This window comes from Nonomuraea sp. NPDC005983 (genome assembly GCF_040614375.1).
Classification (GTDB): domain Bacteria; phylum Actinomycetota; class Actinomycetes; order Streptosporangiales; family Streptosporangiaceae; genus Nonomuraea.
Genome location: NZ_JBEXUP010000061.1, coordinates 29,653 through 48,835 on the forward strand (window position 1 = coordinate 29,653; position 19,183 = coordinate 48,835).

At 69.9% G+C, this 19,183-nt stretch carries 16 protein-coding genes; all 16 read right to left on the reverse strand.

The window, feature by feature from the left end; genetic code table 11:
* Nucleotides 1-9 precede the first annotated feature (9 nt).
* Complete coding sequence (obgE, locus tag ABZ297_RS25365) at nucleotides 10-1,362, reverse strand: GTPase ObgE (protein WP_355350696.1); 1,353 nt, start codon at nucleotides 1,360-1,362, stop codon at nucleotides 10-12.
* A 166-nt stretch (nucleotides 1,363-1,528) separates the two neighbouring features.
* Nucleotides 1,529-1,786 (reverse strand): 50S ribosomal protein L27, encoded by a 258-nt coding sequence (gene rpmA, locus ABZ297_RS25370; protein ID WP_012893687.1) that lies wholly within the window; start codon nucleotides 1,784-1,786, stop codon nucleotides 1,529-1,531.
* A gap of 15 nt (nucleotides 1,787-1,801) precedes the next feature.
* A complete protein-coding gene (gene rplU, locus ABZ297_RS25375) occupies nucleotides 1,802-2,104 on the reverse strand; it encodes a 50S ribosomal protein L21 (protein ID WP_270159450.1) in 303 nt (100 codons plus the stop codon).
* A 228-nt stretch (nucleotides 2,105-2,332) separates the two neighbouring features.
* Nucleotides 2,333-5,434 (reverse strand): Rne/Rng family ribonuclease, encoded by a 3,102-nt coding sequence (locus tag ABZ297_RS25380; RefSeq protein ID WP_355350699.1) that lies wholly within the window; start codon nucleotides 5,432-5,434, stop codon nucleotides 2,333-2,335.
* Nucleotides 5,435-5,577: 143 nt separating this feature from the next.
* On the reverse strand, nucleotides 5,578-6,345 hold the full coding sequence (locus ABZ297_RS25385; protein ID WP_355350701.1) for a TIGR03936 family radical SAM-associated protein: 768 nt from the start codon (nucleotides 6,343-6,345) through the stop codon (nucleotides 5,578-5,580).
* 149 nt (nucleotides 6,346-6,494) lie between these two features.
* Nucleotides 6,495-8,405, reverse strand: coding sequence for a TIGR03960 family B12-binding radical SAM protein (locus ABZ297_RS25390; RefSeq protein WP_355350703.1), 1,911 nt, complete (start codon nucleotides 8,403-8,405; stop codon nucleotides 6,495-6,497).
* A gap of 20 nt (nucleotides 8,406-8,425) precedes the next feature.
* Nucleotides 8,426-8,605, reverse strand: coding sequence for a hypothetical protein (locus tag ABZ297_RS25395; protein WP_355350705.1), 180 nt, complete (start codon nucleotides 8,603-8,605; stop codon nucleotides 8,426-8,428).
* A 4-nt stretch (nucleotides 8,606-8,609) separates the two neighbouring features.
* On the reverse strand, nucleotides 8,610-9,776 hold the full coding sequence (rodA, locus tag ABZ297_RS25400) for a rod shape-determining protein RodA (RefSeq protein ID WP_355350707.1): 1,167 nt from the start codon (nucleotides 9,774-9,776) through the stop codon (nucleotides 8,610-8,612).
* Nucleotides 9,773-11,809, reverse strand: coding sequence for a penicillin-binding protein 2 (mrdA, locus tag ABZ297_RS25405; RefSeq protein ID WP_355350721.1), 2,037 nt, complete (start codon nucleotides 11,807-11,809; stop codon nucleotides 9,773-9,775). The genes rodA and mrdA overlap by 4 nt, the downstream gene beginning before the upstream one ends.
* Before the next feature lie 5 nt (nucleotides 11,810-11,814).
* The gene (gene mreD / locus ABZ297_RS25410) at nucleotides 11,815-12,276 is read right to left on the reverse strand and encodes a rod shape-determining protein MreD (RefSeq protein WP_355350709.1); all 462 of its coding nucleotides are present in this window, start codon (nucleotides 12,274-12,276) and stop codon (nucleotides 11,815-11,817) included.
* Nucleotides 12,276-13,154 carry a rod shape-determining protein MreC gene (gene mreC, locus ABZ297_RS25415; RefSeq protein WP_355350711.1) on the reverse strand — a complete coding sequence of 293 codons (879 nt, stop codon included), beginning with the start codon at nucleotides 13,152-13,154 and terminating at the stop codon, nucleotides 12,276-12,278. Before mreC ends, mreD begins: the two co-directional genes overlap by 1 nt.
* Nucleotides 13,154-14,185 (reverse strand): rod shape-determining protein, encoded by a 1,032-nt coding sequence (locus ABZ297_RS25420; protein ID WP_355350713.1) that lies wholly within the window; start codon nucleotides 14,183-14,185, stop codon nucleotides 13,154-13,156. Before ABZ297_RS25420 ends, mreC begins: the two co-directional genes overlap by 1 nt.
* Nucleotides 14,186-14,706: 521 nt before the next feature.
* Nucleotides 14,707-15,117 (reverse strand): nucleoside-diphosphate kinase, encoded by a 411-nt coding sequence (gene ndk / locus ABZ297_RS25425; RefSeq protein ID WP_355350715.1) that lies wholly within the window; start codon nucleotides 15,115-15,117, stop codon nucleotides 14,707-14,709.
* Nucleotides 15,118-15,216: 99 nt separating this feature from the next.
* Complete coding sequence (locus ABZ297_RS25430; RefSeq protein WP_355350717.1) at nucleotides 15,217-16,797, reverse strand: hypothetical protein; 1,581 nt, start codon at nucleotides 16,795-16,797, stop codon at nucleotides 15,217-15,219.
* An 11-nt stretch (nucleotides 16,798-16,808) separates the two neighbouring features.
* Nucleotides 16,809-17,153: a DUF4233 domain-containing protein gene (locus ABZ297_RS25435; RefSeq protein ID WP_355350719.1), complete on the reverse strand. Its 345-nt coding sequence runs from the start codon at nucleotides 17,151-17,153 to the stop codon at nucleotides 16,809-16,811.
* The gene (locus tag ABZ297_RS25440) at nucleotides 17,150-18,439 is read right to left on the reverse strand and encodes a folylpolyglutamate synthase/dihydrofolate synthase family protein (protein ID WP_355350723.1); all 1,290 of its coding nucleotides are present in this window, start codon (nucleotides 18,437-18,439) and stop codon (nucleotides 17,150-17,152) included. Before ABZ297_RS25440 ends, ABZ297_RS25435 begins: the two co-directional genes overlap by 4 nt.
* Between the last annotated feature and the right edge of the window lie 744 nt (nucleotides 18,440-19,183).

Sequence of the window (19,183 nt, forward strand, 5' to 3'; positions counted from 1 at the left end):
CCTGTGCGCCTAGCCGAGCCTGCTGTCGGTGCCGCGCGGCCCGGAACGGACGGACTCGGCGTTCAGCGTGGGCTGCCAGTCGAAGACGTACCCGCCCTCCATCGACCCGATGACGACCTCGGCCCCGGCGGTGGCACCGGCCTTGGCCAGCTGCTCCTCCACGCCGAGCCGCTCCAGCCTGTCGGCCAGGTACCCCACGGCCTCGTCGTTGCTGAAGTCGGTCTGCCTGATCCAGCGCTCCGGCTTCTCGCCGGTGACCTGGAACAGGTTCTCGTTGACCTTGCGGACGGTGAACCCGGCCTCGCCGAGCTGCTTCGGCCTGATGACCAGCCGCGTCGGCTCCTCCACCGGCCTGTTGGCCCTGGCGGCGGCCACCCAGTCACCCATGGCGAAGGTCAGCTCCCGCAGCCCGTCATGGGTGGCCGCGGAGATCGTGAAGACGCGCAGCCCCCGCTCCTCGAACTCGGACCTGACCAGGTCGGCCAGCTCGCGCGCGTCGGGAACGTCGGCCTTGTTCAGCACCACCATGCGGGGACGCCCGTCGAGCTTCCCGTACGCCTCCAGCTCCGCCTCGATCACCTCGAAGTCGGTGATCGGGTCGCGTCCGGGCTCCATGGTGGCGCAGTCGATGACGTGGACCAGCATGTCGCACCGTTCCACGTGGCGCAGGAACTCGTGCCCCAGCCCCTTGCCCTGCGAGGCCCCCGGGATCAGGCCGGGCACGTCGGCGACGGTGAACACGGTCTCGCCCGCGGTCACGACGCCCAGATTGGGGATCAGCGTGGTGAACGGATAGTCGGCGATCTTCGGACGGGCGGCGCTGAGCGCGGCGATCAGCGAGGACTTGCCGGCGCTCGGGAACCCGACCAGCGCCACGTCGGCGACGCTCTTCAGCTCCAGCATGATGTCGAGCCCGTCGCCCGGCTCGCCCAGCAGCGCGAAGCCGGGGGCCTTGCGCTTGGCGCTGGCCAGCGCCGCGTTCCCGAGCCCGCCGTGGCCGCCCTGGGCGATCACATAACGGGTGCCGGCTCCCACGAGGTCGACCAGCACCTCCCCGGTGTCGGCGTCCTTGACCACGGTCCCGTTGGGGACGGCCAGGATGACGTCGCCGCCGTTGGCGCCGTCGCGGTTGGACCCCTGGCCCTGCTTGCCGTTCTCGGCCTTGCGGTGCGGCCTGCGGTGGTAGTCGAGCAGCGTGGCCGTGTTGGGATCGACCTCCAGGATCACGTCACCCCCGCGCCCGCCGTTGCCGCCGTCGGGCCCGCCGAGCGGCTTGAACTTCTCCCGATGGATGGAGGCGCAGCCGTTCCCTCCGTCACCGGCCCTGACATGCAGGACCACCTGGTCCACGAAGTCCGGCATTTCCGCCCCTCTCTCCACCCTCGCCCGAGGGCCACATCTCTGTTCAGCCGTACGGACGAGGACGCGGCGCGCCACATCCCGGCAAGCCGCACAAAACCCCAAAAAACATGACAAAGGGGTGGATCAACATAGATCCACCCCTCGTGTAACGCCCTGTGGCGGCGGATTACTCCGCGACCGGGACGATGCTCACGGCGCGACGGCCGCGCTTGACGCCGAACTGCACGTGGCCCGCGGCCAGCGCGAACAGCGTGTCGTCGCCACCGCGACCGACGTTGTCGCCGGGGTGGAAGTGCGTGCCACGCTGACGGACGATGATCTCGCCCGCGTTGACCAGCTGGCCGCCGAAGCGCTTGACGCCCAGGCGCTGGGCGTTCGAGTCACGGCCGTTCCGGGTGGACGACGCGCCCTTCTTGTGTGCCATCTCTCAAACTCCCGATCAGGCCTGGTCGATACCGGTGATCTTCACCTGGGTGTACCGCTGACGGTGCCCCTGGCGCTTCTTGTAACCGGTCTTGTTCTTGTACTTGAGAATGCGGATCTTGGGGCCCTTGGTCTCACCGAGGATCTCGGCGCTGACCGTGAACCTGCCCGCCTCCGTGGTCACATCGCCGTCGTTGACGACGAGCACCGTCGGCAGCGAAACCGAAGAACCGACCTCGCCGGCGACCTTGTCCACCTCGAGGACGTCACCGACGGAGACCTTCTGCTGCCTGCCGCCGCAACGAACGATCGCGTACACCGCGGAACCCTTCTACTGTCTACTGTTGCGATCACCGACCGCTCCGGAGGAACGGCCACTGACTGCCGAGTGCTGCGCCCGCACTGGCATCCTGTCTGGAACCAACGAACCTAGTGGGGCGCGCCAACAGGGCACATCACCTGACGCACCGGCTCTCTAGGGTACCGGATTGACAGCACCCTAGGCGAACCGGACGGATCGTCGGACAATCAGCCGAGCAGCGTTCCGTTACTCGGCTGACCTGGCTCGGCGGGAACGTCGCCGCCCCCTGCCGGAAGTCTGGCCGGCCTGGTCGTCCTCAGCAGGGACGTCTTCAAGCGCACCGGTCACGGTATCACGGCTTGAGGCGTCCTTGGCCGCGGAGACCTTCTCCGAGACCGCCTTCTCCACTGCCATCTTCCCCTGCGTGCCGCGCGGCTCCGGCTTGGCCTCGACCGGCTCGGTGTGCACGATCAGGCCGCGACCGTTGCAGCACTCGCACGGCGTCGAGAACGCCTCCAGCAGCCCCTGACCGACCCGCTTACGGGTCATCTGGACCAGGCCTAGCGAGGTGACCTCGGCCACCTGGTGCTTGGTCCTGTCGCGCGCCAGGCACTCCAGCAGCCGCCGCAGCACCAGGTCGCGGTTGGACTCGAGCACCATGTCGATGAAGTCGATGACGATGATGCCGCCGATGTCGCGGAGCCTGAGCTGCCTGACGATCTCCTCGGCCGCCTCCAGGTTGTTCCGGGTGACGGTCTCCTCGAGGTTGCCGCCCTGGCCGGTGAACTTCCCGGTGTTGACGTCCACGACGGTCATCGCCTCGGTGCGGTCGATGACCAGCGAACCGCCGCTGGGCAGCCAGACCTTGCGGTCCATCGCCTTGCCGAGCTGCTCGTCGATGCGGTACTGCTCGAACACGTCGCCCTGCTCGCCGTCCCACCGCGACAGGCGCTCGGCCAGGTGCGGCGCGACGTACTTGACGTACTCGTCGACCGTCTCCCAGGCCTCCTCGCCCTGCACGACCAGCGAGGTGAAGTCCTCGTTGAAGACGTCGCGCACCACGCGGATGGTCAGGTCGGGCTCGGCCGAGAGCAGCTCCGGCGGGCTGGCCGACTTGGCCTTCTTCTGGATGTTCTCCCACTGCGCCGACAGGCGGGCCACGTCGCGGGCCAGCTCGTCCTCGGACGCGCCCTCGGCGGCCGTGCGGACGATCACGCCGGCGTTCTCCGGCATGACCTTCTTCAGGATGCTCTTGAGCCGGGTGCGCTCCTTGTCGGGGAGCTTGCGGCTGATGCCGGTCATCGACCCGTCGGGCACGTAGACCAGGTAACGGCCGGGAAGGCTGATCTGCGAGGTCAGCCGGGCTCCCTTGTGGCCGATCGGGTCCTTGGTGACCTGCACGAGCACCGACTGGCCGGACTTCAGCGCCGCCTCGATCCGCTTCGGCTGCCCTTCCAGCCCCGCCGTGTCGAAGTTCACCTCACCGGCGTACAGGACGGCGTTGCGGCCCTTGCCGATGTCGACGAACGCCGCCTCCATCGACGGCAGGACGTTCTGCACCTTGCCGAGGTAGACGTTGCCCACGTAGGACTGGCTGGCCTCACGGTTGACGTAGTGCTCGACGAGGACGCCGTCCTCCAGCACCGCGATCTGCGTGCGGTCGCCCTGGCGGCGCACCACCATCATCCGGTCGACCGACTCACGCCTGGCCAGGAACTCCGACTCGGTGATGATCGGCGGACGCCTGCGGCCCAGCTCGCGGCCCTCGCGGCGGCGCTGCTTCTTGGCCTCGAGCCTGGTGGAGCCGCGCACGCTCTGGACGCCGTCGGTGGCCGTGTCGAGCGCGGACGCGCGGCCGGAGCGGGGCGCGCGGATGCGCACGACCGTGTTCGGCGGGTCGTCGCTGGACGGCTCGGCGCCCTCGTCGGAGCCGCGGCGGCGACGCCGGCGACGGCGACGCGAGCTGGACGCCTCCTCTTCCTCGGCCTCCTCGCCCCGCTCCTCGTCGCCTTCGTCCTCGGACTCGTCGGACTCGTCGGACTCGTCACGCTCGCGTGCCTTGCCACGCCCTCTGCCGCCGCGGCGGCGGCGACGGCGGCGGCCGCCGCCCTCGTCCTCCTGCTCCTCGGCGGTCTCGCCCTCGATGTCCTCCTCGTCGACGCTCTCGTCGAGCGGCTCCTCGGGCTCGGCGACGGGCTGCGGCGGCTCCGGACGCGCGGGCTTGGCCTGGGTGGGGTCGGGCGCCTGGAACAGCGGCGCGAAGATCGCGGCGGGCCGCTGGAACGCGGTGCCCGGCTGCTCGTCCTTGCGGCCGGTGAAGCCGAACGGGTCGGCCAGCAGGCTCGGCCGGTCGATCTCCTCGTCGAGGTCCTCCCCGGCGGGCTCGTCGTCGAGCGGCTCGTCCTCGGGCAGGCCCTCCAGGATCTCGTCTTCCTCGGCCTCGCCGACCGGGCCGGTCGTGTCGTCGGCGACGCTCGCCGCCTCTACGGGCGCCTCAGCCTCCGGCTCCGCCTTCTTCCTGGTACGGCGCCGCTTCGGCGCAGCCTCTTCCGCGGCCTCCTCGGCGGGCGCGCCGGCGGGACGCCGGACCGTCCGGGTCACGGAGCCCTGGACCGGCTCCTCCACGACCACCGGAGCCCCGGCCGCACGCGTGACGGCAGCCTCAACAGGCTCCTCCACCTCGACAGGCGCACCCGCAGGACGACGCACCGCACGAGTCGCGGAACTCTGAACCGGCTCCCCCACAACCGACGGAGCCCCAGCCGCACGCGTGACGGCAGCCTCAACAGGCTCCTCCACCTCGACAGGCGCACCCGCAGGACGACGCACCGCACGAGTCGCGGAGCCCTGGACCGGCTCGTCCACGACCGAGGCAGCCCCGGCCGCACGCGTGACGGCAGCTTCGACGGGCTCGTCCACCTCGGCGGGCGCTCCAGCGAGGCGGCGGGCCGCGTCTGCGGTTTCGGGCGTGTCGGACGCCGGCAACGCGGCCGGCTCCGCCGAGGGCGGCTCGCCGTCGGTCTCGGCGGCCTTCTTGGTGGTACGGCGGCGCGTCGTGGTGGCCGTCGATCTGGTTCTGGTGGCCCGCTTGGGCTTCTCCTCGACCGCCTCGGCGACGGCCTCGCCCACGGCCTGTGCGGCCGCGGCCTCGACCGGGCTCTCCGCCGTGACGGCGGGCGCGGGCTCGGTGATCGGCGCGGTGATCGGCGTGGCGGCCGACTCGTCGGGCACTTCCGGCGGCGGGCCGGCCGGGCGGCTCGCCGAGCGGCGGCGCCTGGTCACCTTGAGCTGTTCTGTTGTCTCCCCGTCAGGGCCGTTGGCCCCGCCGTTGGGCTCGTTCTCGAGCATGCGGGCGTTCTCCCGTCAGCTCCCGGGCGCGTCGCCGCGCCGCGCAGGAGCTCTCGTGTCTCATTGTCCGCCCGCGCCCCCGTGAGAGGGCGCAGGCGCCAAGTCCTGTCAGCGGTCGAGCCTCGCTCGCGCAAGGCGCTCCCTTAACCGGCGACGTACTCACCCGCCGGTCCCGCTTCGCCGCCGCGCGTGGTCTCGCGGTCAAGGTCGAACGGGTCGGCAAGCGCACCGGTGCTTACGTCGAGCGGCCCCTGCGCCAGCCTGGTCACCTCGGGGGGAACCGGCGGCGCGAAGTCGGCCACAAGGCGCAGCCCTGTGAGCACATCGTCGGGTCGAACGGCCGGAGTCACGTGCCGAACAACCATGCGCAGTATGACACACGACTCTCCGGGCACCTGAGCTGCGGTTCTGCCTGTTCCCTCGGGCACCGTGAGCGTCAGCACGGCCTCCCGTGCGTCGAAGCGCCGGGGCCCCTTCTTGGTGAGACGCTCGACCTCCACCGCACCGGCGGCGAGGAACTTCTCCACCGCCACCTCGGCCGGCTCACGGTCGGCGCCGGGCAGCCGCACCTCCCATTCGGAGGCCTCCAAGCGGTCGGCCAGCCCTCCGGCGCCCGCCTCGACGACGTCGACCACATCGAGACCCGGCGGCAGAGAGCCGTCGAGGTCATCGCGGATGCGCTCGGGGTCGCATGGCGTGGTGACGCCGATCTCAAGGTATTCGGCCTCGCTGGCGACACCGGTCGGCGCCGCGCCCGCGTAGGAGATCTTCGGGTGGGGCGAGAAGCCCGCGCTGTACGCCACCGGAATGCCGGCACGGCGAACCGCCCTCTCGACGGCTCGCGAGATGTCGCGGTGGCTGGTGAAGCGCAGACGGCCACGCTTGGTGTAGCGCACGCGCAGGCGCTGCACCGTTGGCGCTGGCGGAGGCCCATCGGGAACAGGTTTCAGAGCTTGTCGTCCTTCCCGTGTCAGAGTTCCTCACCCCAGGATAAGCCGCCCTGACGCGTGAACTGCTCACGATCATGTACGGCGAGGTACCGCCCGGCCACTGAGCGCCGCTAGACCACCGTGAGGGGAAGGAGTTTCCTGCCCGTCGGGCCGATCTGGATTTCCGTTCCCATAGTGGGGCAGACGCCGCAGTCGTAGCAGGGGGTCCAGCGGCAGTCCTCGACCTCGCCGCCAGAGACGGCCTCCTGCCAGTCCTGCCAGAGCCACTCCCGGTCGAGCCCGGCGTCGAGATGGTCCCACGGCAGGACTTCGTTCTCGGCCCGCTCACGCACGGTGTACCAGTCGACGTCGATGCCTGCCTTCTCGGCCGAGGCCATCCACCGCTCGTAGGAGAAGTGCTCGCTCCAGCCGTCGAAGCGCCCGCCGTCTTCCCAGACCGCGCGGATGACGACGCCGACCCGGCGGTCGCCGCGCGAGAGCAGCCCCTCCACGATGGACGGCTTGCCGTCGTGGTAGCGGAACCCGACGGCCCTGCCGTACTCCCTGTCACCCCTGAGCGAGTCGCGCAGCGCCTTGAGCCGCCGGTCGACGGTCTCGTGGTCGGCCTGCCCGGCCCACTGGAACGGAGTGTGCGGCTTGGGCACGAACCCGCCGATGGAGACCGTGCAGCGGATGTCGCGCGAGCCGGTGCTCTCGCGGCCCGCCTTGATGACCTTCCTGGCCAGATCGGCGATGCCCAGGACGTCCTCGTCGGTCTCGGTGGGCAGCCCGCACATGAAGTACAGCTTCACCTGCCGCCAGCCCTGCGAGTAGGCGGTGCTGACGGTGCGGATGAGGTCCTCTTCGGTGACCATCTTGTTGATCACCTTGCGCATCCGCTCGGAGCCGCCTTCAGGAGCGAAGGTCAGACCGGAGCGACGGCCGTTCCTGGAGAACTCGTTGGCCAGGTCGATGTTGAACGCGTCGACCCTGGTGGACGGCAGCGACAGCGAGGTGTTCGTGCCCTCGTACCGGTCGGCCAGGCCCTTGGCGACCTCGCCGATCTCGGAGTGGTCGGCGGACGACAGCGACAGCAGCCCGACCTCGTTGAAGCCCGACTCCTTGATGCCGTTCTCGACCATCGCGCCGATCGTGGTGATCGACCGCTCACGCACCGGACGGGTGATCATGCCCGCCTGGCAGAACCGGCAGCCACGCGTGCAACCGCGGAAGATCTCCACGCTGAACCGCTCATGGACCGTCTCGGCCAGCGGCACCAGCGGCTTCTTCGGGTACGGCCACTCGTCGAGATCCATCACCGTGTGCTTGTGCACCCGCCACGGCACGCCGGGCGTGTTGGGCGCGACCCGCTTGATGCGCCCGTCGGGGTGGTACTCCACGTCGTAGAACTTCGGCACGTAGACGCCGCCGGACTCGGCCAGCCGCATCAGCAGCTCGTCGCGCCCGCCCGGCCTGCCCTCGGCCTTCCACTCGCGGACGACCTCGGAGATGGCGATCGAGATCTGCTCGCCGTCACCCAGGACGGCCGCGTCGAGGAAGTCGGCGATCGGCTCCGGGTTGAACGCCGCATGGCCGCCGGCCAGCACGATCGGGTCGTCGTCGCCCCGCTCGGCGGCCATCAGCGGGATGCCCGCCAGATCGAGCGCGGTCAGCAGGTTCGTGTAGCCGAGCTCCGTGGAGAAGGACACACCGAGAACGTCGAAGGCCCGCACGGGACGATGCCCGTCGACGGTGAACTGCGGCACGCCCTCGGCGCGCATCAGCGCCTCAAGGTCGGGCCAGACCGCGTAGGTGCGCTCGGCCAGCGTCGCGGGCAGCTCGTTGAGGATCTCGTACAGGATCGCGACGCCCTGGTTGGGCAGCCCGACCTCGTACGCGTCGGGGTACATCAGCGCCCATCGCACGTCGGCGGAGTCCCAGTCCTTGACCGTCGAGTTGAGCTCACCGCCGACGTACTGGATCGGCTTCTGCACCTTGGGCAGCAGCGCTTCCAGGCGAGGAAAAATCGACTCGACAGGCATGGGACCCAGCGTAGCGGCGCTCAGACCGTGGCTGGTCCGGGGATGTCGATGTCGTTGCCGCTGAGCACGACGATGCGGTGGCCCTCGTAGCAGGTCAGCTCGACGGCGATGACGCCGCTGGCGAGGTTGTGGACGGCGGTGACGTGACTGGCGGGCAGCAGGAAACGCTCCTCGCACTCGTCGCAGCAGGCCAGGAACATACCTCTAATTGAACGTCTGCTGCCTGATCCTTATCGCCTGTAGCAGGCCGATCGCCATCAGATTCGCAAACGTGGCGGTTCCTCCGTAGGACACGAACGGCAGCGGCAGCCCGGTGATCGGCATGATCCCGATCGTCATCCCGATGTTGACGAACGTCTGGAACGCCAGCCAGCACACGACCATGCCCGCAACCAGCGTCCCGAACCTGTCGTCGCATAGCCTGCCGATCTTCAGCCCGCGCAGCAGCACCACGCCGAGCAGCAGCACGACCGTCACGGAGCCGAGGAAGCCGAACTCCTCCCCAGCCACCGTGAAGATGAAGTCGGTGTGCTGCTCGGGCACGAACCTTCCGGTCGTCTGCCCGCCGTCGAGCAGCCCCTTGCCGAACAGCTGCCCGGAGCCGATCGCGATCAGCGCCTGCGTGCTGTTGTAGCCCACCCCGCGCGGGTCCACGCCCGGATCGACGAACGCGGTGAACCGCGCCACCTGGTACGGCTCCAGCATCTGGAAGAAGAACACGCAGAACACCCCGACGCCGGCCAGCAGCGTCAGCAGCATGATCCACCGCTTGCGCACTCCGGCGATCACCAGCCCGGACGCCGTGATCACGGCCAGCACCAGTGTGGTGCCGAGGTCGGGCTGGAGCATCACCAGCCCCATCGTCACCAGCGCGGCGAACAGCGCCAGCCAGACGTCCAGCCCGCGCGGCCTGTCGCTGCCCTCGGCGGGCTGCGCGAGCAGCATCGCGATGATCAGCAGCAGCCCGACCTTGGCGAACTCCGACGGTTGCACGGCGAAGCCGCCGCCGAGCAGGATCCACGAGTGCGACCCGTTGATCGTCGCGCCCAACGGCGTGATCACCAGGCCGAGCCCGACCAGCGAGACCAGGAACACCAGCGCCGCGTACGCCCGCATCGCCCGGTGGTCCACCATCGCCACCACGGAGAACAGCACCAACCCGATGACCTCGTTGAGCACGTGCTTCTTGACCAGCCCGGTGGACCCTGGCGCCCACGTCCTGGTGGACGACCACACCAGCAACGTGCCGATCACGCAGAGGGCGGCGACCGCGACCAGCATCACCCCGTCGAGCCGCCACACCGCCGACTCCGCGCCCACGGCCCGCCGGGCGAACGAGCGCCGCCTCACCACCACGGAACGGTCGGTCATTCCCCTTCCACCGTCCCGTCAGGTGCGAAGCGCGGCAGCGCACTGGCCGTGCGGCCCTGCGGGAGCGCGGGCGGGCGCTTGATGCCGAAGATGCCCTCGTAGATCTCGCGGGCGGCGGGCGCGGCGGTCGAGGCGCCCATGCCGCCCTGCGAGACCATGACGACCACGACGAAGCGAGGGTGCTGCGTGGGCGCGAACGAGGCGAACCACGACGTGTCCTCCTTGCCCCACACCTCCGCGGTACCGGTCTTGCCGCCGATCCGGATCTTGTCCATCGGCCAGCCGGTGAACGCGCCGGCCGCGGTGCCGTCGGAGGGGACCTGGCTGAGCGCGTCCTTGATGTAGAGGCGCTCCTTCTCGCTGAGCGGCAGCTTGCCGACCACCGGAACCGGGATGCGCTTGACCAGCTTGCCGTCGGGCCGCACGGTCGCCCAACCGATGCGCGGGCTGCGCAGCTTGCCGTCGCTGACCAGCGCCGCGTAGGCGCGGGCCAGCTGCAGCGGCGTCACCAGGACGTCGCCCTGCCCGATGGAGAAGTTGGCCGAGTCACCGGCCCGCAGCAGGAAGCCTTCCAGGCAGTTCTCGTTGGCCAGCCGCTTGAGGAAGTCGGCGCGCGCCTTGTCGGCCACCTCCGGGTAGCCGGTCTTCGCGCGCTTGCAGGCGGTGCCGCTGGTCTGCGTCCACATCTCCTTCTTCCAGGCCCGGTCGGGGATGCGGCCGGAGGACTCCCCCGGCAGGTCGATCCCGGTGCGCTTGCCGAACCCGAACGCCCTGGCCGTGTTCGCGAAGACCTCCTTCGGCGGCTTGCTGGGATGCAGCCCGCCGTCCTTGAGCCACTGCTCGTACCCGGACCTGTAGAAGATCGTGTCGCACGACTTGACCAGCGCGGTGTGCAGGTTCATCGGGCCCAGACCGATGCCGTGGAAGTTGTTGAACGGCCGGTCACCCACCATGAACGAGCCGGGGCAGTCATAGGTGCCCTTCAGCGGGTACCCGGCCCGCAGCATGGCCGTCACCGACGACACCTTGAACGTCGAGCCGGGGGCGAACTGCCCGTTGAGCGCCCGTGACACCAGCGGCTTGCCGGTGGCGTCCGACAGCAGCCGCTGGTACCCGCTCGCCGAGATGCCGCCCGCCCAGACCGCCGGGTCGTAGCCGGGCGCGCTGGCCAGCGCGATCACCCGCCCCGTTCGCGGGTCGAGCACCACTCCGGCGGCGCCGTCGGCCTTGGGCGCGTTCTTCATCGCGTGCTGCAACGCCTCCTCGACCACGGCCTGCACGCGCGAATCGATGCTGGTGACCAGCGTGTCGCCGCTGACCGGCGGCACCTCCTGCTCCACCCCGAGGGCCTTGCCCATCCGGTCGACCTGCACGCGGCGCATCCCCGGCTTGCCGCGCAGGACGTCGTCGTAGACGTACTCGAGGCCGTCGCGTCCGACCAGGTCCACGCCGGAGAAGACGGCCTTGAGCCCCTCACGCTTCTCCAGCTCGGCCTGGGTGACCGGCTGCAGGTAGCCGAGCATCTGCGCCCCGGCCTCGCCTCCCGGGTACTGCCTGACGGAGTGCACCTCGGCCGTGATGCCGGGGAACTCCTCCTGCCGCTCCAGGATCTGCAGCGCCTCGCGGGTGTTGACCTTGTCGTCGATCGGGATCGGCTGGTACGGCGAGCCGGTCCAGCACGGCTTGCCCACCCCGGGGCCGCACGGCGTGATCCGCTTCTGCAGCAGCTTGACCGGCTTGTCGAGGACGGCGCCAAGCTTCTTCAGCACGCTCAGCCCGCCGTCGGGCATCCTGATCAGCCCGATCCTGTCGACCGAGACGACCAACGCGGTGTGGTTGCGCACCAGCGGGCGGCCCGCGGCGTCGAGGATCTGCCCCCGCACGGCCGGCACCATCACGGTCCTGGTCCTGGTCTCGGCCGCCCTGGTGACGAACTCCTGACCGCGCACGACCTGCACCTGGTAGAGCCGCACGGCCAGCACGGCGAGCAGGGTCAGCACCAGCACGTGCAGCACGAGCAACCGGGCATGCATCCTGTTCACGTCCCGTACCTCGCCAGCCATTGACGGGTGACCAGCCAGATCACGAACGGGGCCACCACCAGCGTGTAGACGATCGTGAGCGGCACCTGCGCAGTCAGCGTGGACGCCGTCACCCGCGGATCGGAGATCAGCCCACCCATCGCCGCCGCCACCAGCGGCGCGGCCAGCACGCAGAGCACGACGGTGGTGACCGGGCCTCCCAAGCCCCGCCCCGCCACGTAACCCACCAGGGCCAGCACGAACGCGTACTGCCCCACCAGGTGCGCGGTCGGCGGCACGACGTCCACCAGCAGCCCGGCGCAGAACCCGATCAGCGCCCCGGCGGCGGCCCCGCGCGCCTGCGCGATTCCGACCACGGCGAGCAGCACCAGATCGGGCGCGGCGCCCGCGGGCAGCGGCACCCGGTTCACCAGCATCACCTGCACCAGCACCGCCGCCACCACGAACAAGGCGGGCATCAGCGCGCTCCCTCCTTCGCCGGCAGCACCGAGTCGCGCGGGTCACGCTTGGGCCCCTCCACCACCACCCCCACCACGTCAAGCGCCGTCAGATCCGCGTAGGGCCTGGCGTACGCGATGCGGGTCAGCTCGCCCGGCGTCGCCTCCACCCGCTCGATCACCCCGATCGGCACCCCCGGCACGTACGGCCTGCCGTTCTGCGAGCCGAAGCTGACGATGCGCCCACCGCGGGCCAGCGGCGCGGTCGAGTCGAGCAGCTTGAACTGGATAAGTCGCCCGTTCTCCCCCACCCCGTGCACGACCCCGATCTCCTGGCCGCCCTCCAGCCTGGCGCCGGCGGCCGAGCCGGGGTCGCTCAGCAGCACCACGGTGGAACTGCTCACCGTCGCCTGCACGACCCGTCCGATCAGCCCCTCGCCGTTCAGCACCGTCATCTCCGGGTGGACGCCGTCAGCGGTGCCGACGTCGAGCTCGACGGCGTCCTCGAAGCCCGGCTGGCCCCGCCTGGCGACCACGTTGGCGGGCACGACCCGGTAACCGCCGAGCCCCGCCAGGCCCAGCATCCGCCGCAGCTCCGCGGACCTGACCTGGTCGAGCCGGTTCGCCGCCAGGCTCGCGCGCAGCCTGGTGTTGTCCGCCTTGAGCCGGGCGATCTCGTCCTGGGCACTGGGGGCCGCGGCCACCGCGTGGACGAAGCTGCCGATCGGGCGCAGCGTGGCGCCGGCGAACCGCTCCACCCCGCCGAAGAGCCACGCACCCGCCCCGCGCAGCGAGGCGAGCGGGGAGCCCGCACCGGAACGGTGATCGACGGTCAAAGTGACCAGCGCCGCTGTCAGCAGCGTTCCGAGGATCAGCCGGGCGCGGCGCGAGTCTCGCATCAGCGTCGCGACTCCGGCACCAGAACCTGCTGCAGCGCCTCGAACTCCTCGACGCACCTGCCGGATCCGAGCGCGACCGAGTCAAGGGCGTTCTCCACCAGATGGATGGGCATGCCCGTCTCCGCCTTGATCCGCTCGTCCATGCCCTTGAGCAGCGCGCCACCGCCCGTCAGCGCGATGCCGCGGTCCATCAGGTCGCCGGACAGCTCCGGCGGGCACTTGTCGAGCGTGGTCTTGACCGCGTCGACGATCGAGTTGACCGGCTCCTCGATGGCCTTGCGGATCTCCGCGCCCGACACCACGATCGTCTTCGGCAGCCCGCTGACGAGGTCGCGTCCGCGCACCTCGGCGTGCGACTCCTCGGTTCCCGGGCAGGCGGAGCCGATCGCGATCTTGATCTCCTCCGCGGTGCGCTCGCCCAGCATCAGCGAGAACTCCTTCTTCGCGAAGGTGATCACCGCCTGGTCGAGCTCGTCGCCGCCGACCCTGATCGACTGGCTGGTGACCACGCCGCCCATCGAGATGATGGCCACCTCGGTGGTGCCGCCGCCGATGTCGACCACCATGTTCCCGGTCGGCTCGTGCACGGGCAGCCCGGCGCCGATGGCGGCCGCCATGGGCTCCTCGACGATGTAGACCTTGCGCGCCCCGGCCTGGTAACCGGCCTCCTTCACCGCCCGCTGCTCGACCCCGGTGATGCCGCTGGGCACGGCGATGATGATGCGCGGCTTAGCAAAGTGCCGTCTTTTGTGCACCCTTTGGATGAAATATCGCAGCATCCGCTCGGTTACGTCGAAATCGGCGATCACACCATCTTTGAGCGGCCGCACGGCGACGATGTTGCCGGGCGTCCGGCCGATCATCCGCTTCGCCTCGATGCCGACCGCCACGATCTTCCCCGTGGTGGTGTTGATGGCGACAACTGACGGCTCGTTCAGCACGATGCCGCGGCCCCGCACGTACACGAGCGTGTTGGCGGTGCCGAGATCGACCGCCATGTCACGGCCGAGAAACGCGAGCTTGCTGCCCATGGGGAACGGAGCCTTCCGTAACGTCGTTCGCGATGACTACGGATCGAATTCGAATCGTAACGTGACGTACCCACCGGTGCCCGCAATGAGCCCCTGCGCCCCCCAAAATTCTTCACCCCCTCCCCAAAGCCACCCTTTACTACCCATACCTGCATACCGTCCCCACCACCGCTGGATACTCCATCCATCTCTCCAGCCGCCACAAACACCCCCAGGACCACCGGTGCCGGCGCGGCGGGCGAGCAAGCCCCGCAGATCCCTCACAGAACCGCTCAGCGACGCCCAGCGCCTCCGCAGACCGCGCCAGGACCATCAATCCCACCAACGCCCTGCACGCGCGCTGAGGCCCCACAGACGCTCCCAGCCCATCCCCTGCCGGACGCTCCGCGCCGGTGCCGCTGTCAGGCCGCCTGCCGGCGCCCGCAGAAAGAAGATCGTCCCCAGAAACGACCAGTGCCCGCCAGCAGCGGCTGGCGGGCACCGGGAGCAGGTTGGGCTGATCGAGCCCAGCTCGGAAGAGGTCAGAAACGGTCGGGGAAGAAGATCTTGATCTCCCGAGCCGCCGACTCGGGCGAGTCGGAACCGTGGACGACGTTCTCACCGATCTCCAGCGCGTGGTCACCGCGAATCGTTCCCGGAGCGGACTTGACCGGGTCGGTGAGGCCGGCGAGGGCGCGGAACGCCTCCACCGCGCGCGGCCCCTCGAGCACGAGGGCGACCAGCGGCCCGGAGGTGATGAACTCGACCAGTTCGCCGAAGAAGGGACGCTCGGCGTGCTCGGCGTAGTGCGCCTTGGCGGTGTCGGCGTCGAGGGTGCGCAGGTCCATCGCCACGACCTTGAGGCCCTTGCGCTCCACGCGGGCGATCACGTCACCGATGAGGCCGCGCTTCACCCCGTCGGGCTTGATCAGGACAAGAGTGCGCTCGGACACGAGAGGTTCTCCTTCGAACAGGTCGGGTGGCTGTGGGGCCGCGCCGCGCATGGTCGCGGCTGCGCTTAGCCTACCGTCCCGCCGCCATGGGACCGTTTGCTATGAGCCTTCCGGGGACTGCGCCGGAGGCGGGACGGGAGGGATCAGATCGGTGTCGTCTCCTTCCTCCTCTTTCACGGGCTTTCCCTGCTCGGGAATCTCCGCGGGCTCGCCCTCCGGCAGCGGGGACGGCTCCGCCCCGACGACCGCGGCAGGCGCGTGCGCGTAGGCATGGGCGGGTTCCGGCTGGTCAGGCTCCTGCACCCCACCGGAGGCCACCGAGGACCGCCTCGCCAGCAACGCGGACAGGACGATCACCGCCACCACCAGGAACCCGCCGATCAGCGACCACAGGTGCAACGCCCCGACGAACTTGTCGACCAGCTGCTGCGCGGAACCGACCCCGCGCAACATCATCACCTGCACCCCGGTTCCGAGCAGGTAGCCCGCGAGCACGCCAGGGAAGCACAGCGCCAGGCCGAACAGCGTCGCGCCGACGCCCACGTGGCTCAGCGCCGCGGTGAGCGCCACCGCCGCGCCCACGGCCAGCAGCGTGAACGGCACCATCAGCACCAGCCCTTCCGCGGCCGGCACCACGACCCGGACCGAGCACAGCCCGACCACCATCGCCAGCAGCCCCAGCGGCGTGAGCCACCTGGACGAGTCGGCCGCGAACACCCGCACCAGCACGGCCGCGACCAGCGCGAGCACGCCTGCCACGACGAACGGCACCCACAGCCCCTTCAGCCCAGGCCCGCCCAGGCCGCCCAGTTCCACGTACGTCACCTGGGCGATGCTGGGCAGCAGCACGACGCCCACCGCGATCATGGCGTAGGACAGCGTGCGCCCTTCGCGGCTGCCGATGGAGGCGAGCGCGAGCAGCGCCACGATCGCCAGCACCGCCAGCAGGATCACCAGGCTGGCGGTCCAGTCCTCGCTGGCCGTGCTGAGGGCCACCACCGCGATGCCCGCCGCGGGAACCGTCGCGAGCAACAGCCGGCCACGTTCCCTGGCCGTGCCGCTCGGAGTCGACGGCTGCCCTTCCAGCATCCAGATCAGCAGGTAGACGGCCGCCAGCGCCAGCGCGATGCCGGTCACCAACGGGTACGGCTGCAGCGTGACCTGCCACCTGCGAATCCCGTCGAGCGGCCACAACGCCAGCGCCTGCGCGCTCAGCAGGCTCAGCGCGAGCATCCCGACCCACAGGCCACGCAGCACCGCGGATCGCTCCCAAACCGCCACCAGCGTGGCCGGGACGAGCAGGCCCGCCCCGATGCCGTGCAACACGCGCAGCACCCCGACCAGCGACGCCGAACCCGCGTAGCCCCCGGCGGCGTCGGCCAGCGCGAGCACCACGAGCCCGCCCACCAGCACGTGCGCCGGCCTCAGCCGCCGCAGCGCCACTGCCGCGAGCGGCACGGTCAGCATCATCGCCGGGAGCGCGAGCCCGTGCGCCCGCATCAGCCCGACCCGGTCGATGTCGCCCGGCAGCAGCTCGGCGACGACGGAGACGGTGTTGGGGATGGCGACGATCGCCAGCGGGAGCACGACGACGACGAGCAGCCCGAGCACGACATCGAGCAGCCCCGGGAACCTCGCGCGCTGGAGTCGCTGGACTGGCTGGATTAGGGGGACGGCCATGGTGCCCGACTTTAGCGGGAAGTCACGCCCTCGACACGGCGAGCGACGAATATCGCCGTGATCCACAGCGCCGTGAAGATCCCTCCGAGGAAGAACATGGTCGGAACCAGGAATCCGGTGCAGATCGCAAGAACCTGCACCACACTGCCTGCGATGTATCCGAAAGGCCGCTTCAGCAGCCCCGCGGAGATCACGCACAGCACGGCCAGCCCAATGCCCGCGGTCACCGCCAGCGCCGGCCGGACACCGTCCACCATGATGGCCACCGGCGTGATGAGACCCGCGACGATCGCCTCCATGCCCAGCACGCTGGCGCCGAGCCGCCGCATCCCCGGAGTGACCTGGAAGCTCATCATGTCCCCTCCGCCCGGAGCAGGTGACGCGCGTCTCCCGCCGTCACCACCGAGCCCGTGATCAGCACACCCGTACCGCTGAACTCGCCCTCCGCGTCGGCGATCCCGATGCCCCTGTCGAGCGCCTCGTCCAGCCTCTCGACGACGTGCACACGGTCCTCTCCGAACAGGGGGACGGCCAGCGCCGCCAGATCCTCGGGCGACATAGACCGGGGCGAGGAGTTCCGGGTGACGATGATCTCGTCCACCATCGGTTCGAGCAGCTCCAGCAGCGCGTCGACGTCCTTGTCGCGCATCACCGCGACCACGCCGACGACCTTGGCGAAGTCGAACGCCTCGTGTATGCCCTCCAGCGTGGCCTGCATGCCCCCGGGATTGTGCGCGGCGTCGACCACGACCGTCGGGTTCCGCCGGAGGACCTCCAGCCGCCCCGGCGAGGACGCCTGCGCGAGCGCCTGCCGCACCAGCTCCACGTCGAGCGGGTCGTCACCGCCCGTCAGCGCCTCGACGGCGGCCAGCGCCGTCACCGCGTTGCTCGCCTGGTGGGCGCCGTAGAGCGGGAGGTAGACGTCCTCGTAGACGCCCTTGAGCCCGCGCAGGGTCAGCAGTTGGCCGCCCATGGCGACCTCGCGGTTGAGCACGCCGAACTCCAGGCCCTCGCGGGCGACGACCGCCCCGACGTCGGCGGCCCGCCGCATCAGCACCTCCGCCGCCTCCAGCTCCTGCTGGGAGAGGATGGCGGTGGCGCCGGGCTTGATGATGCCCGCCTTCTCACCGGCGATGCTCGGGATGTCGGGGCCGAGGCGGTCGGTGTGATCCAGAGAGATCGGAGTGACGACCGCGACGGTGCCGTCGGCGACGTTGGTGGCGTCCCACGAGCCGCCCATGCCGGCCTCGACGACCGCGACGTCCACCGGAGTGTCGGCGAACACCGCGAAGGCCATGGCCGTGAGCAGCTCGAAGAACTGGATACGCCGCCCCTGCGTGTCGACCAGATCGACGTAGGGCGCGATCTCCTCGTACGCCTGGGCGAAGCGCTCCTCACTCAACGGCTCGCCGTCGACCGTGATGCGCTCACGAACCGACACCAGGTGAGGGCTGGTGAAGCGCCCCACACGCAGGTTCCGCTCCCGGAGCAGGGCCTCAGTCAGCCGCGCTGTACTCGTCTTGCCGTTCGTGCCCGCGATGTGAATGACCGGGTACGCCTGCTGCGGCGAGCCGAGCACGTCCATGAGGGCCGCGATCCTGTCGAGCGTCGGTTCGAAGTCCCACTCGACGCCACGATCCATGATCGCGCGTTCAACCGCACGATAGTCCACCCCTCAACCCTACTGACCGCACGGACCGCTCCACCGCGCCGGGCGAACCGATTCCACGCCAGGACGCAACCTCCGCCTCCCACCAGCAACCAGCGACAAGAAGGCGCGAGAAGACCCCAGTCCCGGCGCACGACTCACAGACGCGTCCAAAAGTCCACAGAAACCAGCGAACGCCCCCTCCACCCCCCACGCCAAAGAGCCAGCGAGCCGGCAGATGGCTCCCGACCTCAGACACCCGAAGGAGCCTCCGAAGCCCAACGAGCGGATCCCTCCCCGCGCGCATCCAACAGGGGAGAGCCCACAGGCAGACCACGCCCGCCCTGAACGCCAAGGAGACAAAGGAAACGCGGCTTCAACACGAAAGATGAGACCACCCGCAAGCGGAACCCGCCGCCCAACACCCGCAGAAGACGAACCCCAGATCAACACCAACAGAAGCCATGAAACCGCCCAAAGACAGGCGCGCTTCTAACACCAGAAACAGCAACCAGACAGAGCGACCAGGGCCAGACAGAGCGATCAGAAAGTGCGGCCAACCAGAGCCGGCAACTCTTCAAAACAGAAAGTTTCAGCGCACAAAAGCAGAAAGGGCGGGAAGAGAACCCCACAAAGGGATCCTCTTCCCGCCCTCACCAAAAGATTGTCCGGCGGTGACCTACTCTCCCACACCCTCCCGAGTGCAGTACCATCGGCGCAGGGAAGCTTAACTTCCGG

Excerpts from the sequence above, each read along its gene's own strand:
- ABZ297_RS25430 (WP_355350717.1), bottom strand. The coding sequence starts at position 16,797 with ATGGCCGTCCCCCTAATCCAGCCAGTCCAGCGACTCCAGCGCGCGAGG.
- ABZ297_RS25390 (WP_355350703.1), bottom strand. The coding sequence starts at position 8,405 with ATGCCTGTCGAGTCGATTTTTCCTCGCCTGGAAGCGCTGCTGCCCAAG.
- mrdA (WP_355350721.1), bottom strand. The coding sequence starts at position 11,809 with ATGCATGCCCGGTTGCTCGTGCTGCACGTGCTGGTGCTGACCCTGCTC.
- ABZ297_RS25380 (WP_355350699.1), bottom strand. The coding sequence starts at position 5,434 with ATGCTCGAGAACGAGCCCAACGGCGGGGCCAACGGCCCTGACGGGGAG.
- ABZ297_RS25440 (WP_355350723.1), bottom strand. The coding sequence starts at position 18,439 with ATGGATCGTGGCGTCGAGTGGGACTTCGAACCGACGCTCGACAGGATC.
- ABZ297_RS25395 (WP_355350705.1), bottom strand. The coding sequence starts at position 8,605 with ATGTTCCTGGCCTGCTGCGACGAGTGCGAGGAGCGTTTCCTGCTGCCC.
- rodA (WP_355350707.1), bottom strand. The coding sequence starts at position 9,776 with ATGACCGACCGTTCCGTGGTGGTGAGGCGGCGCTCGTTCGCCCGGCGG.
- ABZ297_RS25420 (WP_355350713.1), bottom strand. The coding sequence starts at position 14,185 with ATGGGCAGCAAGCTCGCGTTTCTCGGCCGTGACATGGCGGTCGATCTC.
- mreC (WP_355350711.1), bottom strand. The coding sequence starts at position 13,154 with ATGCGAGACTCGCGCCGCGCCCGGCTGATCCTCGGAACGCTGCTGACA.
- obgE (WP_355350696.1), bottom strand. The coding sequence starts at position 1,362 with ATGCCGGACTTCGTGGACCAGGTGGTCCTGCATGTCAGGGCCGGTGAC.
- rpmA (WP_012893687.1), bottom strand. The coding sequence starts at position 1,786 with ATGGCACACAAGAAGGGCGCGTCGTCCACCCGGAACGGCCGTGACTCG.
- mreD (WP_355350709.1), bottom strand. The coding sequence starts at position 12,276 with ATGCCCGCCTTGTTCGTGGTGGCGGCGGTGCTGGTGCAGGTGATGCTG.
- ABZ297_RS25435 (WP_355350719.1), bottom strand. The coding sequence starts at position 17,153 with ATGATGAGCTTCCAGGTCACTCCGGGGATGCGGCGGCTCGGCGCCAGC.